The organism is Leeuwenhoekiella parthenopeia (assembly GCF_020782115.1).
Classification (GTDB): Bacteria; Bacteroidota; Bacteroidia; order Flavobacteriales; family Flavobacteriaceae; genus Leeuwenhoekiella; species Leeuwenhoekiella parthenopeia.
Genome location: NZ_JAJGMW010000023.1, coordinates 14,112 through 29,237 on the forward strand (window position 1 = coordinate 14,112; position 15,126 = coordinate 29,237).

The 15,126-nt window shown below is 44.2% G+C and carries 13 protein-coding genes; 8 read left to right on the top strand and 5 right to left on the bottom strand.

All coding sequences use genetic code 11. The features are described from left to right. Positions 1–69: 69 nt before the first annotated feature. Positions 70–2,319, bottom strand: a complete 2,250-nt coding sequence (gene katG / locus LLW17_RS15075; protein ID WP_228231119.1) for a catalase/peroxidase HPI — start codon at positions 2,317–2,319, stop codon at positions 70–72. A gap of 278 nt (positions 2,320–2,597) precedes the next feature. Here katG and LLW17_RS15080 point away from each other — a divergent pair, with 278 nt between their 5' ends. Together LLW17_RS15080 and LLW17_RS15085 are read left to right on the top strand one after the other, a co-directional pair. Next, complete coding sequence (locus LLW17_RS15080; protein ID WP_228231120.1) at positions 2,598–2,978, top strand: MauE/DoxX family redox-associated membrane protein; 381 nt, start codon at positions 2,598–2,600, stop codon at positions 2,976–2,978. A gap of 41 nt (positions 2,979–3,019) precedes the next feature. Further along, the gene (locus LLW17_RS15085; RefSeq protein WP_228231121.1) at positions 3,020–3,514 is read left to right on the top strand and encodes a nuclear transport factor 2 family protein; all 495 of its coding nucleotides are present in this window, start codon (positions 3,020–3,022) and stop codon (positions 3,512–3,514) included. Here the strand turns inward: LLW17_RS15085 and LLW17_RS15090 are convergent. Then, positions 3,511–4,419, bottom strand: a complete 909-nt coding sequence (locus LLW17_RS15090) for an AraC family transcriptional regulator (RefSeq protein ID WP_228231122.1) — start codon at positions 4,417–4,419, stop codon at positions 3,511–3,513. The two genes, LLW17_RS15085 and LLW17_RS15090, sit on opposite strands and share 4 nt — an antisense overlap. Positions 4,420–4,695: 276 nt before the next feature. Between LLW17_RS15090 and LLW17_RS15095 the strand changes: the two genes are divergently transcribed. Together LLW17_RS15095 and LLW17_RS15100 are read left to right on the top strand one after the other, a co-directional pair. After that, positions 4,696–6,219: an aldehyde dehydrogenase family protein gene (locus LLW17_RS15095; protein WP_228231123.1), complete on the top strand. Its 1,524-nt coding sequence runs from the start codon at positions 4,696–4,698 to the stop codon at positions 6,217–6,219. Positions 6,220–6,229: 10 nt separating this feature from the next. Continuing rightward, positions 6,230–6,604 (top strand): DUF779 domain-containing protein, encoded by a 375-nt coding sequence (locus LLW17_RS15100; protein ID WP_228231124.1) that lies wholly within the window; start codon positions 6,230–6,232, stop codon positions 6,602–6,604. 151 nt (positions 6,605–6,755) lie between these two features. Here the strand turns inward: LLW17_RS15100 and LLW17_RS15105 are convergent, their stop codons facing one another. After that, the gene (locus LLW17_RS15105; RefSeq protein WP_228231125.1) at positions 6,756–7,094 is read right to left on the bottom strand and encodes a tRNA-binding protein; all 339 of its coding nucleotides are present in this window, start codon (positions 7,092–7,094) and stop codon (positions 6,756–6,758) included. Further along, positions 7,094–7,399, bottom strand: coding sequence for a phosphoribosylpyrophosphate synthetase (locus LLW17_RS15110; protein ID WP_228231126.1), 306 nt, complete (start codon positions 7,397–7,399; stop codon positions 7,094–7,096). The genes LLW17_RS15105 and LLW17_RS15110 overlap by 1 nt, the downstream gene beginning before the upstream one ends. A 215-nt stretch (positions 7,400–7,614) precedes the next feature. Here LLW17_RS15110 and LLW17_RS15115 point away from each other — a divergent pair, with 215 nt between their 5' ends. From LLW17_RS15115 to LLW17_RS15130, 4 genes are all read left to right on the top strand, one after another. Next, positions 7,615–8,172 carry a thioredoxin family protein gene (locus LLW17_RS15115; protein ID WP_228231127.1) on the top strand — a complete coding sequence of 186 codons (558 nt, stop codon included), beginning with the start codon at positions 7,615–7,617 and terminating at the stop codon, positions 8,170–8,172. Positions 8,173–8,295: 123 nt separating this feature from the next. Further along, complete coding sequence (locus LLW17_RS15120) at positions 8,296–12,006, top strand: FIDD domain-containing protein (RefSeq protein WP_228231128.1); 3,711 nt, start codon at positions 8,296–8,298, stop codon at positions 12,004–12,006. Between the two features lie 9 nt (positions 12,007–12,015). Continuing rightward, entirely contained in the window at positions 12,016–12,681 is a 666-nt protein-coding gene (locus tag LLW17_RS15125; protein WP_228231129.1) for a uracil-DNA glycosylase family protein, read from the top strand. A 60-nt stretch (positions 12,682–12,741) separates the two neighbouring features. After that, positions 12,742–14,496, top strand: coding sequence for a M14 family metallopeptidase (locus LLW17_RS15130; RefSeq protein ID WP_228231130.1), 1,755 nt, complete (start codon positions 12,742–12,744; stop codon positions 14,494–14,496). Here the strand turns inward: LLW17_RS15130 and LLW17_RS15135 are convergent, their stop codons facing one another. Continuing rightward, positions 14,497–15,120 (bottom strand): NUDIX hydrolase, encoded by a 624-nt coding sequence (locus tag LLW17_RS15135; protein ID WP_228231131.1) that lies wholly within the window; start codon positions 15,118–15,120, stop codon positions 14,497–14,499. It lies immediately after the preceding gene. Positions 15,121–15,126 lie beyond the last annotated feature (6 nt).

Sequence of the window (15,126 nt, forward strand, 5' to 3'; positions counted from 1 at the left end):
AAGGATTCCTGGCAATAAAAAAAGGCGGCCCAAACGGGGCCGCCTTCTTACTAACAATTAAAATCTAACCTACTTTTTTAAATCATATCGATCCAGGTTCATCACCTTGGTCCAGGCTTTTACGAAATGCTTCACAAAACGCTCACCACTATCTTCCAGGGCATACGATTCAGCCAGGGCACGTAACTCGGAGTTTGAACCAAAGATCAAATCTACACGAGTACCTGTCCATTTCTTCTCGCCGGTATTGCGATCACTACCTTCAAATACATCATCATTTTCAGAAACCGATTTCCACGTAGTGTTCATATCCAGCAGATTTACAAAGAAATCATTGGTCAAGGTTTCGGGATTATGGGTAAATACGCCGTGATGCGAACCATCAAAATTAGTATTTAACACGCGCATACCACCTACCAATACCGTCATTTCAGGTGGAGTAAGGGTTAGCAACTGAGCACGGTCTACCAAAAATTCTTCAGCCTTAATTTTAAAACGGTCTTTCATATAATTTCTAAAACCATCTGCTACAGGCTCAAGCGCGTCAAATGCAGAAGCATCGGTTTGCTCTTCCAGCGCATCGGCACGACCGGGGGTAAAAGGCACGCTGATCTCGTGACCGGCATTGTGTGCAGCCTTTTCTACGGCAGCACTACCCGCAAGTACAATAAGATCTGCGATTGAAACTTTTTTGTTTCCGCTTTGCGAATCGTTAAACGACTTTTGAATGCCTTCTAAGGTGTTCAACACCGCGTTCAACTTCTCAGGATTGTTTACTTCCCATCCGCGTTGGGGTGTAAAACGAATGCGTGCTCCGTTGGCTCCACCACGTTTGTCTGAACCTCTAAAGGTTGAAGCGGAAGCCCAGGCCACAGAAACCAAATCAGAAATTGAGTGACCGGCATCAAGAATATTAGCCTTTAAATGTTCAATATCTGCATCGTTGATCAGCTCGTGATCTACAGCAGGAATAGGGTCCTGCCAGATCAATTCTTCCTGAGGAACTTCAGGGCCCAGGTAACGCTCTTTAGGTCCCATATCCCGGTGTGTTAATTTAAACCACGCACGAGCATAGGCGTCTGCAAACTCTTCAGGATTTTCCATAAAGTGTCTGGAGATTTTCTCGTAGGCAGGATCAAAACGCAGGGATAAGTCGGTCGTTAGCATAAACGGTGCATGCTTTACGTCAGGACGGTGCGCATCAGGTACAGTACCTGCACCGGCATCTCCTTTGGGTTTCCACTGGTGTGCACCGGCAGGACTCTTGGTCAATTCCCATTCGTAACCAAACAGGTTTTCAAAATATTTGTTGCTCCATTGGGTAGGCGTGTCGGTCCAGGCACCTTCAATACCACTGGTGATGGTATCTGCTCCTTTACCGCTGCCATAGCTGTTTTTCCAGCCCATTCCCTGAGCTTCGATATCTGCTCCGGCAGGTTCAACACCTACGTATTTTTCAGGGTCTGCAGCACCGTGGGTTTTACCAAAGGTGTGACCACCGGCAATAAGAGCTACAGTCTCATAATCGTTCATCGCCATACGGCCAAAAGTCTCGCGGATGTAATGTGCAGACTCAACAGGATCGGGATTTGCGTTATGCCCTTCCGGGTTTACATAAATCAATCCCATATGTGCGGCACCTAGTGCTTTCTCTAATTCACCACCCTTATAACGTTCCTGGTTTGCAAGCCATTCGGTCTCTGCTCCCCAATATACTTCTTCAGGCTCCCAAACGTCTTCACGACCACCTGCAAAACCAAAAGTTTGAAGTCCCATAGACTCGTGAGCACAGTTTCCGGCAAGGATTAGAAGGTCTGCCCATGATAATTTATTTCCGTATTTCTTTTTTATAGGCCAAAGCAGCAAGCGCGCTTTATCTAAATTGGCATTATCGGGCCAGCTGTTTAAGGGAGCAAAACGCTGCTGCCCGCTACCTGCACCGCCACGACCATCGTGAATACGATAGGTACCGGCCGCGTGCCAAGCCATACGTATAAAAAACGGACCATAGTGCCCGTAATCTGCCGGCCACCAATCCTGGCTGTTGGTCATTAAATCGTATAAATCCTGCTTTACCGCTGCAAGATCTAATGATTTAAACGCCTCAGCATAGTCAAAATCTTCATCCATAGGATTTACCTTAGATGAGTTTTGTTTCAAAATACTAAGGTTTAATTGCTCTGGCCACCAGTCGCGGTTGGTTGTTCCCTGACCGGTAACGTGATGCATCTCTCCGTTAAGGAAAGGACATTTAGCTGAAGATTCGTTTACCTCCCAGACTTTTCCGTCATTACCGTGGTTTGATTTGTTTGTGTCCATATATATGTTTTAAATGAAATTTTTCCAACGTAAAACAACCATTTTAAAACGAGTTATAGATATAAATTCAATCTATACATTTTATAAAATGATAGTCATTGCCTATTTACATCGATTGAAATGTTAGAAAATCACTTGAATTTAAAGAAATGCACCCGAAAAAGGGGGCTGTAAAATCTTAAGGAAGACTTAAAATTCAATCTGAAATTTCAATATTTTAGAGTACAGCTATCCCATAGCTCCTATTAAAGATTAAAAAAACCAACGGTTATGTCCTTATGAAATCTAAAGTCTTACTCGTCGTTAGCATCCTTTTCGGATTGATGTTTATCAATTCGGGGCTCAACAAACTCTTTAATTATATGCCTATGGCCGAAGATATCCCGGCAGCAATGCTCGAGGTGATGGGGGCTTTTGAAACTATAGGCTGGTTAATGCCTCTGGTCGCCGGTGTTGAAATTCTGGGAGGTATTCTGGTTCTATTTAAACCACTGCGTACGCTTGGTGCCGTGATGCTGTTTCCCATTCTTGTAGGTATTATGCTCCTTCATATCGTAAATGAACCCAGCGGACTTGTAATCGGTCTGGTATTCTTTGCCATTGAATTGTGGCTGCTGTATGAAGGCAGGGAAAAACTTAAACCCTTATTTGGCGCATAATATTCTGGAAACGGCTAACTTTCCACTTCAGTAAAAAAGCTATGCATCCTAACGAAGAAATCCTGGAACAATTTTACAGCGCCTTCCAAAATCACAATCCACTTGAGATGACCGCGTGCTATCATAAAAACGTGGAATTTTCTGATCCGGCTTTTGGCAATATCAAAGGGGATCGCGCCCGGGCGATGTGGTTTATGCTTATTGAACGTGGTGGCGATGATCTAAAGGTCACCTATTCAGACATTCAGGCAAACGACTATAACGGCAGCGCCAGGTGGACGGCTACTTATAAATTTGGTCCTGAAAAACGCACAGTGGTGAATCAAGTAGTGGGCACCTTTTACTTTCAAAATGGAAAAATCCTGCAACACACCGATCATTTTGACCTGAGTAAATGGGCGCGACAGGCTTTAGGTTTTAAGGGTTTTTTATTGGGTAAAACCAAATTCTTAAAACTTAAGATCCAGCAGCAAAGCAGTGCCGCTCTGTCTAAATACCTGCGTGCCATGCGCAGTATTGAAGAAGACGCGGTTTAAAGAGAAGCCATCTTAGCCTGAAAAGCTCCCGGCGAGGTATTTTTAATACGCTTAAACACCCGGTTGAAGTACGAGCGACTTTCAAACCCACAGTCCAGATAGATGTTTTTAATTTTTCGGTCGGGATCCTGCAGCAGGCTCACCGCTAATTTGATACGTTCGGTATTGATGAAATCTACCGGTGAGACACCCAGCTCATTTTTAAACACCCGGTAAAAATTAGATTCGCTCATACAGGCTTTTTGACTCAGTTGCTCCACCGAAATGGGTTCGTGAATGTGTTCGCGTATGTAGTCGATAATAAAGGAAAGCCGGTTATCAGGACTTAGTTTAAAGGTTTTATCGGTGTAAATTTTTCGGTTATTGGTTTGCAAAATGCGCACGATAAGCTCCTGCAGCATATTGTCTACAAAGAAATCTTTTGACGGATGATTTTCAGTAAACAAAAACAAAAGCCGCTGTAAGATCTGGTAGATCCCCACATCGTTAGTAAAGTGAAAATTATAATCCATCAGACTCCACTCGCTGCCGTCATCTTTGGTAAGATTTTCATTCATCAACGTCACCACGCGCTTAATCTTGTCTTCTGCAATAGCCATTGCCAGACAGCGGGTGGGGTTAGTTCCCTGAGCTTCAGGAAAATCAATACACATGAGTTCGTCTGCGGGCAGGATCAGCGACTCCCCCGGTAAAAAGTCAAAACTGTTGTGATCGCGCAGGTGCATAATCTTTTTGCCACGCAGCATACTGGCCAAAACCGGCTTGTCAAATTTGAGCAAAACCCGTTCTGCCTGCTGATGCGTTTCAAAAACGTGCATCGCGGCATTATTCAAGGTATAGGAAGTCTGGTTTTCTACCAGATTTTCCAGTTTTCGGTTTTTATAAAAAGAATCAGAAAGCTGCATAGATCAATCTTTAAATGCATTCAACCAAAACATTATTCTTACAGCTTCAACTGAAGCATTCGCAATCAAAAAGTTTTAGCCTAATAAATTTACAATTTTAGAGCCTAAAAAATCACATATCCCTAATTATTAATAGAATAGTTCACTGATTTGATAGAAACGGTCAGCACATTGGCCATGGTCTTGTTTAACTTTAGCTAAGACTAAAGCTTTCAGCAGTTTCCCCACTTCAAAAGCAAAACAAACAAAGACGTATAATTTAAAAAGACAAATCTTATGAGTGATGTACAAACCGCTTCCGCAAACGTTGTAGAGAAGCCCAAGTTTAAAGACCAGTATGAAAATTACATTGGCGGTAAATGGACAGCTCCTGTAAAAGGACAGTATTTTGATAATGTGTCTCCAGTTGACGGCGCAAACTTTACGCGTATTCCGCGCTCTACTGCCGAAGATGTGGAAAAAGCCATCGATGCCGCCTGGAAAGCCGCTCCCGAATGGAATAATTCTTCCGCCGCTTACCGCAGCAACCTCTTGCTGAAAATTGCCGATGTTATGGAAAAAAACCTCGAGACGCTCGCCCGTGCAGAAACCTGGGACAACGGGAAAGCCATCCGCGAGACCCGCGCAGCCGACTTACCCCTGGCTGTTGACCATTTCCGTTACTTTGCCGGGGTTATTCGTGCCGAAGAAGGCTCAGTGAGCGAACTCGACAGCAACACCGTGTGCATAAATGTTACCGAACCCCTTGGAGTTGTTGGTCAGATCATTCCGTGGAATTTCCCAATTCTTATGGCAACCTGGAAACTGGCCCCAGCCCTTGCCGCCGGTAACTGCGTGGTACTTAAACCCGCAGAACAAACTCCCGTAGGTATCCTTATCCTGATGGAACTTATTGAAGACATCCTGCCTGCCGGTGTGCTCAATATCGTTAACGGTTTTGGTGCTGAAGCCGGTAAACCGCTTGCATCTTCACCCCGCATCAACAAGATCGCCTTCACCGGTGAGACCACAACCGGGCAACTCATTATGCAATATGCTTCTAAAAACATCACACCGGTAACGCTGGAGCTGGGTGGTAAATCGCCTAACGTATTTTTTGAAAGCGTGATGGATGCTGATGACGAATTCTTTGACAAGTGCCTTGAAGGAGCCGTGATGTTTGCCTTAAATCAGGGTGAAGTATGCACCTGCCCATCGCGACTTTTAGTGCAGGAAAGCATTTACGATAAGTTCATTGAGCGCGTGATCGAACGCACCAAAGCCATCAAGCTGGGGCATCCGCTGAGTCCGGACACGATGATGGGCGCACAGGCTTCTAACGACCAGTATGAGAAAATTCTCAATTACATCAATATTGGTAAAGAAGAAGGTGCCGAAGTGCTCTGCGGTGGCGGCTCTGCCTACAATGAAGGCCTTGAAGGCGGGTATTACATTCAGCCTACCATTTTAAAAGGAAACAATAAAATGCGCGTATTTCAGGAAGAGATTTTTGGTCCTGTGGTCTGCGTAACGACCTTTAAAGATGAAGCTGAAGCTATCGAGATCGCAAACGACACACTTTACGGTCTGGGTGCCGGGGTATGGACGCGCGATACGCACCAGGCCTATCAAATCTCGAGAGCCATTAAGGCCGGTCGTGTTTGGGTAAATAACTACCACAATTACCCCGCTCACGCTCCGTTTGGAGGTTATAAAAAATCAGGAATCGGTCGTGAAAACCACAAAATGATGCTGGCGCATTACCGCCACACCAAAAATATGTTGATTTCTTATGACAAAAAACCAATGGGCTTTTTCTAAAAACAAAATCATGACGCAACGGGTACAGGCTACAGAAGCCGCAAAAGATGTCATAAATCAGTTACGGGAGCAGCACGGTGAATTGATGTTTCACCAGAGCGGAGGCTGTTGCGACGGCTCCTCGCCTATGTGTTTCCCCAAGGGAGACCTGATGATCAATGAGACCGATGTGTATCTGGGCACGATTCACGGTTGTGAGTTCTTTATGTCAAAAGACCAGTTTGAATACTGGAAACACACGCAACTCACCGTAGATATCACGCCCGGCCGGGGTTCCAGCTTTTCTTTGGAAATTCCATTGGGAATACGATTTGTTATCAAATCCCGAATGTATACCGAAGACGAGGCTAAAGACCTCAGCCCTACCCGAAGCGGTGAAGAATAATTTAGACAGATCCTTACAACAAAACCCACACTTCAGTTGAAATGTGGGTTTTTTAGTTTTTGGGCGATTGCTAAAGCACCGCGCTATCCGCTGTATCTTTTTTTCGCCGCAGGCTCAAAAAAGGATGCCGCTGCTATCGCTATCGCAAGGGCTAGCCAATGCGTAATCCGTTTTTAACAGAAAGATCAGGACTTAACAAGGTTACCTCATCTCCTGCTACCGCTCCCAAAACGAGGCATTCACTCATAAAATTGGCAATCTGCTTTTTAGGAAAGTTTACCACCGCAACAACCTGCTTTCCTACGAGTTCGGTGCGGTCATATTTTTTGGTGATCTGAGCCGAAGTTTTGCGCACGCCGATTTCCTCGCCAAAATCAATTTGCAATTGGAAAGCCGGTTTTCGGGCTTCGGGAAAATCACTAACAGTCATAATCGTCCCCACGCGCATTTCCACTCGTTCAAATTCGGCCCAGGTTAAATCGTTATCCATTAATGCTCGATCTTCAGTTTTTGAATCATTTCCTGAGAAATCTGACCGCTGTAAGCACCGTAAGCATCAACCAGCAGGCCTTTTTCGCCGCTGTGTGTATTTATAAGATACAGCACCGAATTATCCCCGGGATTAGTCATTCCTTCAAAACGAAAGGCATCTTCCACTTCAATTTGCCCGGCATTCCAGGTTTTTTTCAGATGTTTAGATTCGATGCCTTCGTCTACCAGATTAAAATCGGTATCGTAGCCCTTATCTTTTAAATCTTCTATCGCTTTAGAAAGCGAACTGTATGTATTTTTCATGGTATTTTGGTTTTACTCGATTGTTCGAGATTAAATGAGTTGAAAATTCTGTATTTGAATAAAGCCCAAATGGCCTTACTGATCATCCATATAATGGATTTCATTAAAGTTACAAAGGCACGGCTGCTACCCCAAAGATTTAAAACAACTTTAGTATTTGTAACAAATCACAGCACTTGCTTACCTATATTGCGATACTTAAAAACCTCAATGCTATGGCAAGAACCGAATCAACTATGCTTCCGCTGGGAACCATTGCTCCGTTTTTTTCCCTGCAAAACCCGCTTACCAATTCGTATGAATCCTTGACCGATATTGCCGGGGAATTGGGAACCGTGGTAATGTTCATCTGTAACCACTGTCCTTTTGTCAAACACGTAAATCACGAGATTGTGCGTGTGGCCAATGATTACCGGGTACTCGGATTTGGTTTTGTTGCGATAAGCAGCAACGATATTGAAGCCTACCCCGAAGATGGTCCCCGGCAAATGCGCGAAACCGCCCAAAAATACAATTACAGTTTCCCTTACTTGTTTGATAAAAATCAGGAAGTAGCTAAAGCCTATGATGCGGCCTGCACACCCGACTTTTATTTGTTTGACTCCGAACTTAAACTCGTCTATCGCGGGCAGCTTGATGATTCGCGTCCCGGCAACGGCATACCCGTAAACGGTCGTGACCTGCGCGAAGCTCTGGACAACATCTTTAACAACCGCCCTCAAAACAAAATTCAAAAACCCAGTCTGGGTTGCGGGATTAAGTGGAAACCCTGATTGCTGATTTTGTCCAAAAAAGTATAAGAATCGTCAAATCAAGGGGTCATATCGTTCAAATCGCATTCTGCCTCTGTACTCCTGTTAAATATTGAGTATCTTGGAATACTTGAAATTTAATACGTGAAGTCAAAACTTTATTTAGGGCTGCTTTTCCTGGCAATTTTTCTTCCAGAACTGCTGCATGCGCAACTCAGTACGCGGCATTATATCTCACCCATACATTCACGGGCAGCTAATCAGGTTGAAGATCATTACGTGTATTTATCAACCCCATCAGAAACACCTTTTACGGTTACCATTCAAACCGGTAACGGAGTTGTTTTTGCCACTACAACTATTTCAAAGGGCAACCCTGCGCGCATCAGTATTGGAAACAGTCAGCCTTCACCTATGTTTGTTGACCGCTCTGAACTCAATACTGCTGTTAACAACAAAGGCTTACTCCTCTCAGCAAGCGCACCTTTTTATGTGAGTTTTAGAGTGCAATCAAGCAATCAGGCCGGTTACCTTACCTCTAAGGGTAGTCTGGCACTGGGAACTCAGTTTCGGCTGGGAAGCCTGCCTAACAACGGCGAGCAAAACTTAAGAAACTTTTACGCCAGTGTTTATGCTGTAGAAGACAATACGCAGGTAATTTTTTCAGAGTACAATACCGGTGTAGTCTTTACTACAGCTACGGGAACAGATGCATCAGACCAGCTCACAGTCACCCTTAATGCGGGTGAGACCTATACGGTTTCCGGTTATAGTGACGTCCCCGTAAATCAGGATGGATTCATTGGAGCGCTGGTCACGGCTTCAAAACCCATTACAGTTAATACCGGAAATGCTTTGGGAGGTCTCGCCTCTAACGGGCAGGATTTTGCAATTGACCAGATCGTTCCTGTTGAGGTGTTGGGTTCCGAATACATAGCTATCGAAGGAGGCGGGGATGCGACCGCTGAACGACCAATCGTGGTGGCTACTCAAAATAACACACAGGTTTTTTTAAATGGTGCCGCTACACCTGCCCGGACTTTAAGTGCCGGAGACTATTTTTTAATCGACAACAGCAACTACACCGGTGGTGGGCATCGCAATATGTACATCAAAACCTCGCTTCCGGTTTATGTGTATCAGGCTTTGGCGGGTACAACTAATAACACCACGCCGGGTATGAACTTTTTACCTCCGCTCTCCTGCTTGCTTTTAAGGGAAGTAGATCTCATTGCAGATGTAGATCGCATTGGCAGCACCTTTTATGAAGGAAAAATACTTGCTGTCACCACTACCGGATCAACAATAAGCACAATTCCCGGAGCTACCAGCGTAAGTATCGAACAGGTAGAGGGCAATAGCAACTGGGAAACCTTTGTGATTAGTGGTCTAAGCGGTAATGTTCAGATTTCATCCACCGGCCCGCTTTCTGTAGGATTATTTGGTTTTAATAACAATGCGGGTTTTGGAGGCTATTATTCAGGGTTTGGATTTGATGGTCAGGAGAGTGAAGTCAAAATTTGTGAAGGGGAAGCCCCGGTAAACATCTTAGAGCGTATCCCCGGTTCACCTCAGTCGGGAGGAATCTGGACTCCGGCTTTTGCCAGCGGCACCGATGTTTTTGATCCCGCCGTAGATACGCCGGGCACCTATAACTATTTTCTCAACAATGACTGTGCGCCTATAGATATTGAAGTAGAAATCAGTTTTACCCCTTCCCCACGTGTGGGCGTGATTGATGATATTGTGCTCTGCGATGATGCCGGTCGAGATGGCCAGGAATCTTTTGACCTGAATACTGCCATTGATCAGGCATTAGACGGGCAGGACCCTGCTGTTTTTGAGGTAAGCTTTTTTTCAACTCAAGCCGATGCCGAAAACAATATCAATGCCCTGAGTCTTCCGTACAGAAATACTCAAGCTACTGAAACACTATACGCCAGAGTCACAACATCTGAAAATTTCTCATGTTTTGAAATTCAGGCTTTTCAAATTTCGGTTAGCAGACCTGTAGCCAATGCAGGGATTAACACCGTAATTACTTGTGAGGATAACAGTATTTTTTTAGACGGATCTGCATCCACTTCAAGTCCCGAAATCACCTATCTCTGGACTACTACAGATGGGTTTATTGTCAATGCTGAAACGACAACAACCCCTGAAATTAATCAACCGGGTACCTACACGCTTACCGTAACCAACACCCTTACCGGCTGTACTGATACTGATTCGATCACTGTGACTTCAGGTTTTGGTTTTAATCCTGAAGGGGAACCTTCAGACTTGAGCCAATGCGATGATACTTCAGACGGTGACGACGCCAATGGCAAGGGTATTTTTAACCTGAGGCAAAATGATGCAGACCTTTTAACCGGTACTTCTTATAATCCGTCTTCCATCAGTTATTACGCTTCGGCTGACGACGCTCAAAATGAAGTAAATCCGTTACCCGATTTATTTGCCAACACGCAAAATCCACAAACAATTTATTCCCGGTTTAATGCCACAAACCCGGCCTGTTTCAGCATAAAAGCCTTTGAACTGAATGTAAATCCACTACCTCCGAAAATGGATGTGCAACTGGTACAGTGCGATATAGATACTGATTCCTCTACAGACGGTTTTACACGTTTCAACCTTAATGAGGCGGTCGCTGAATTGACTGGAGGCAACTCGACTTACACCGTTAGTTTTTATGAATCTGCAGCGAATCTTTCTGCAAACAACCCTATTCCTACTCCTGAAAATTATCGGAACACATCAGCTTTTAATCAGGAGTTGATTGCCGTGGCAAGTTCGCAAACGGGTTGTAGCAGACAAAATATCCTTCGCCTCGAAGTACAATCTACAACCGCAACATTACCGCAACTAGAACCTCAATATGCCTGTGATGAGGGCGTTTATTTTCAGGATGAGCGTTATGGTTTTTTTGATCTTGATGCCGTCAAATCAACATACTATGCCAATCTGGATGTAGCTTTTTACCAATCCAGAGAAGACGCCGCTTTAGAGATCAATCCAATTGTCGAAACTGTTTTCAGGTCGAACGACACTACAATTTATGCCCGAATTGAGACCAACAATCAATGCCAGGGAGTTGATGAAATACCGCTTCACATTGATCCTTCTTCCCGATTTCGAGATGTTAGTATTTATAGGTTTTGTGAGGGAAATGGCTCGTTAACATTTACTCATAGCGATACTGAAAATCTGTTTAAAGTCTATTTGATTTCTGATACCGGTGAAGAAAATCTGGTACAGCGTTCAAGCTCGGTTTACATTACCGAAGAAGGTAAGTACAAACTGATTTCAATAAATAATTATACAAACCCGGACCGGTTCTGCACAACAGAACTTGAGTTTGAAATTATACGCTCCTATCCACCCGAGATTGAAGAAGTTACTATTGAACCGGAAGGGAATTCAAACCGCGTTACAGTGCAAGCCACAACTCAAGGTGAGTTTGAATACGAGCTTGGCGAAAACAGCGGTTTTCAGGACAGTCCGGAATTTAAAAATGTTGGGCCAGGCAATTACCTGCTTAGTATACGCGATAAAAATGGTTGCGGCAGCGTATCACAATCAGTTTTTATCCTGGGTTTCCCCCAATATTTTACACCAAATAATGATGGGTATCACGACACCTGGAATATTACTGGAGTTTCGGAAGATTTGGAAACCGTTAACATTCAAATTTTTAATCGGTTTGGAAAACTGCTCAAAGCCCTTTCCTCACGTTCTGATGGCTGGGATGGCACTTTTAATGGAACTCCGCTCCCCTCAGACTCGTATTGGTATCAGGCTTCTTTTGAGGATGGAACCGTAAAAAAGGGACATTTTGTATTGAAGCGTTAAGTTTGCAGTATGTCTGCAAATCTGTTTCACCACATCCATCCCTATCCGCCTTTTAACTTACAAGACGCTACAAAACTCATTGTAGGCACTTTGCCACCGCCCCGTTTTACTACCGGCGAGCTGCTTCCGGAAGATGTTGACTTTTGTTACGGCAGTAAAAACGGCATGCTTTGGCCCATACTCGACCGTATTTTTGAACTGGGTCTGGTTTATGAAAACACAGCCCGCGCCATTACACAACGCGCTAATTTTTTAATCGAACGGAAAATTGGGGTTTGTGATATTGTCGCTTCCGCTTTGCGCGAAAAAATTGACGCTTCAGATTTGGGAATGCAGGATGTAGAGCTTCGGGATTTGACAGGTTACCTCAAAAAGCACCGGCAAATTGAAACGCTAATTTTCACCGGCGGCAACAGCAAAAACGGACCGGAATATTTCTTTCGCCGCCAGGCAAAAGAAGAACATCTCAAAATTAAAGTTATCGCTGCCGAAGTACCACGCATCCACGAAATTGAGATCGACAATCTTAAAGTCAGGACGGTTTCGCTTACCGCTCCTTCAGGTGCTGCAAACCGGGCTATAGGCAGTATGAAAAAGTACAAACAAATGAAAGCTCAAAATCCTGAGCTTAGCACTTTTGACTTTAGGGTAGCGCAATACGCTCCCTTTTTCTAAGTGCTTAAAACACGTAATCTTTTTGAGAAAACTGTACTTTTAAAGCCTAAATTCTTCTATATGCGCCTACTTATTGCCCTTTCTCTCTTAGTTTTTATAAACTGCGCCGAAAAACCCAAACCGGAAGACTTTGATCTGGAAACCCAATTTGAGAAAAGTGGGGGTACTCAGACGCCTACTTATGAAGACGTTATTGGCTACTATCATAAATTAGATTCGGCTTACCTTTCTATTAAAACCTATGAAATTGGAAAGACCGATAGCGGTTTACCCCTTACTCTGGTCACTTACAATCCCAATCGCAGTCTGGAATCTGAGTTTTCAGAAAATTCGGAAGCTGTGCGCATCCTCATCAATAACGGCATTCACCCCGGTGAGCCCGATGGTATTGATGCCACAATGATGCTCATGCGGGATCTTGCCAGTGGTAAAATCAAAACCCCCGAAAATATTTGGGTAGGTGCCGTTGCCATTTACAATATAGGCGGCGCGCTCAACCGCAACAGCAGCAGCCGCACCAATCAAAACGGTCCCGAAGCTTACGGTTTTAGAGGAAACGCGCGCAATTACGACCTCAACCGCGACTTTATAAAGGCAGACACCTACAACGCGCGTTCCTTTGCTGAAATCTACCATCTGGTAAAACCTGATGTCTTTATAGACAATCACGTAAGTAACGGTGCAGATTATCAATATGTACTTACGCATTTGTTTACGCAACACAACAAACTGGGTGGCGCTGCAGGTACCTATTTAAACGAGCAGCTGCATCCGGCGCTGGTAGATTCTTTAGAGGCACAAGGCTGGCCCATTACGCCCTATGTAAATGTGTTTAATGAGGTTCCCGAGACCGGTTTTACCCAGTTTATGGACTACCCGCGCTACTCTACCGGCTACACCACCTTGTGGAATACGCTCGGCATGATGGTAGAAACCCATATGCTAAAACCGTATAAGCCGCGTGTAGAAGGCACCTATGCACTTATGCAGCAAATGCTGAATATCGCTTCGGCAGATGCCAAAACAATCAAACAAATACGGGCAAAGCAAGACTCGATTTACAGAAGTGGCGCACTTACCGGCACCTTTTACCCCATTCAGTTTAAAACCGACAGCTCGCAGGTGACCCAATTTGATTTTAAAGGCTTTGAGGGCGAAAGAATAACCAGCGAAGTTACCGGAATGGAGCGCCTGAGCTATAACCGCGAGAAGCCGTTTACCAAAACAGTCAATTATTACGATCATTTTAAAGCGACAGACAGCATAACGATTCCTAAAGCCTATGTGATTCCACAGGCGTGGCATACGGTCATTGAGCGTTTAAAAGAAAACAACATTGAACTCACCCGAATGGATCGGGATACGACCTTAGGTGTAAAAGTATACCATATTGCAGATTACACTACCGGCAACTCGGCCTACGAAGGGCATTATTTACATCGAAATACCAAAGTCAGTACGACTGAAGAAGAGATTAGCTTACGTAAAGGCGATTATCTGGTTTACACAGCCCAGACTGGTCTGCGCTATTTACTCGAAACCCTTGAGCCTTCAGCCGTTGATTCGTTTTTTAACTGGAATTATTTCGACACCATTTTGCAGCAAAAAGAAGGCTTTTCGCCTTATGTATGGGAAGATAAGGCTTTGGCTTTGCTCGAAAGTAACCCGGCATTAAAACAGGAATTTGAAACCAAAAAACAAACCGAAGAGGCCTTTCGCAGCAACTGGTATGCGCAGCTTGATTGGTTACATAAAAAATCTGAAAATTACGAAAAGGCCCATTTGCGCTATCCCATCTACCGCATTACGCAGTAGTTAGGCTACACGGTCTTTGGGATTGGGGATCAAATATTCTTTTGGGAATAGAAGCTTAATATTTTCGTAGGATTTAGTCAGCGCTTTTTGCGTTTTTTCGAAATTTTTCCAGCGTACTTTTTTGATTCCTTCGGAAGGTTGCGGCTCTAAAATCCCGTCATAGTCTGTAGTCATTCGATACCAGAAGGTTTCTTTAAGCTTAAATTTTCCGTTTCGCTTAAAGACGTGATAGGTTACCGTGATCAGGTTACCGAGAACCAAATCTTTACAGCCGGTTTCCTCTTCTACTTCGCGCAGGGCACATTGCTCTATACTTTCTTTTTTCTCAAGCTTCCCCTTCGGAAGATCCCATTTCCCGTTGCGTTTGATAAACAAAATTTCAGAATTCTGATTAAAAACGAGTCCGCCACCGGCAACCACAAGCGGTAATTTTTTCTTGAGGTGGGTAAGTAATTTCTTGGGATTCTGATGGTATAAATTGATGTGCGTGAGCTCACCGCGGTTTACCTGCTTGATAATGCGCTTGATTTTTGCGCGCTTAATGGGTATTGATGTATAATTTTCACCAATATACTTTTCGGTTGAAAGTATTATGGGCACTTCATTTACAAAAACTTTATACATTTGTAC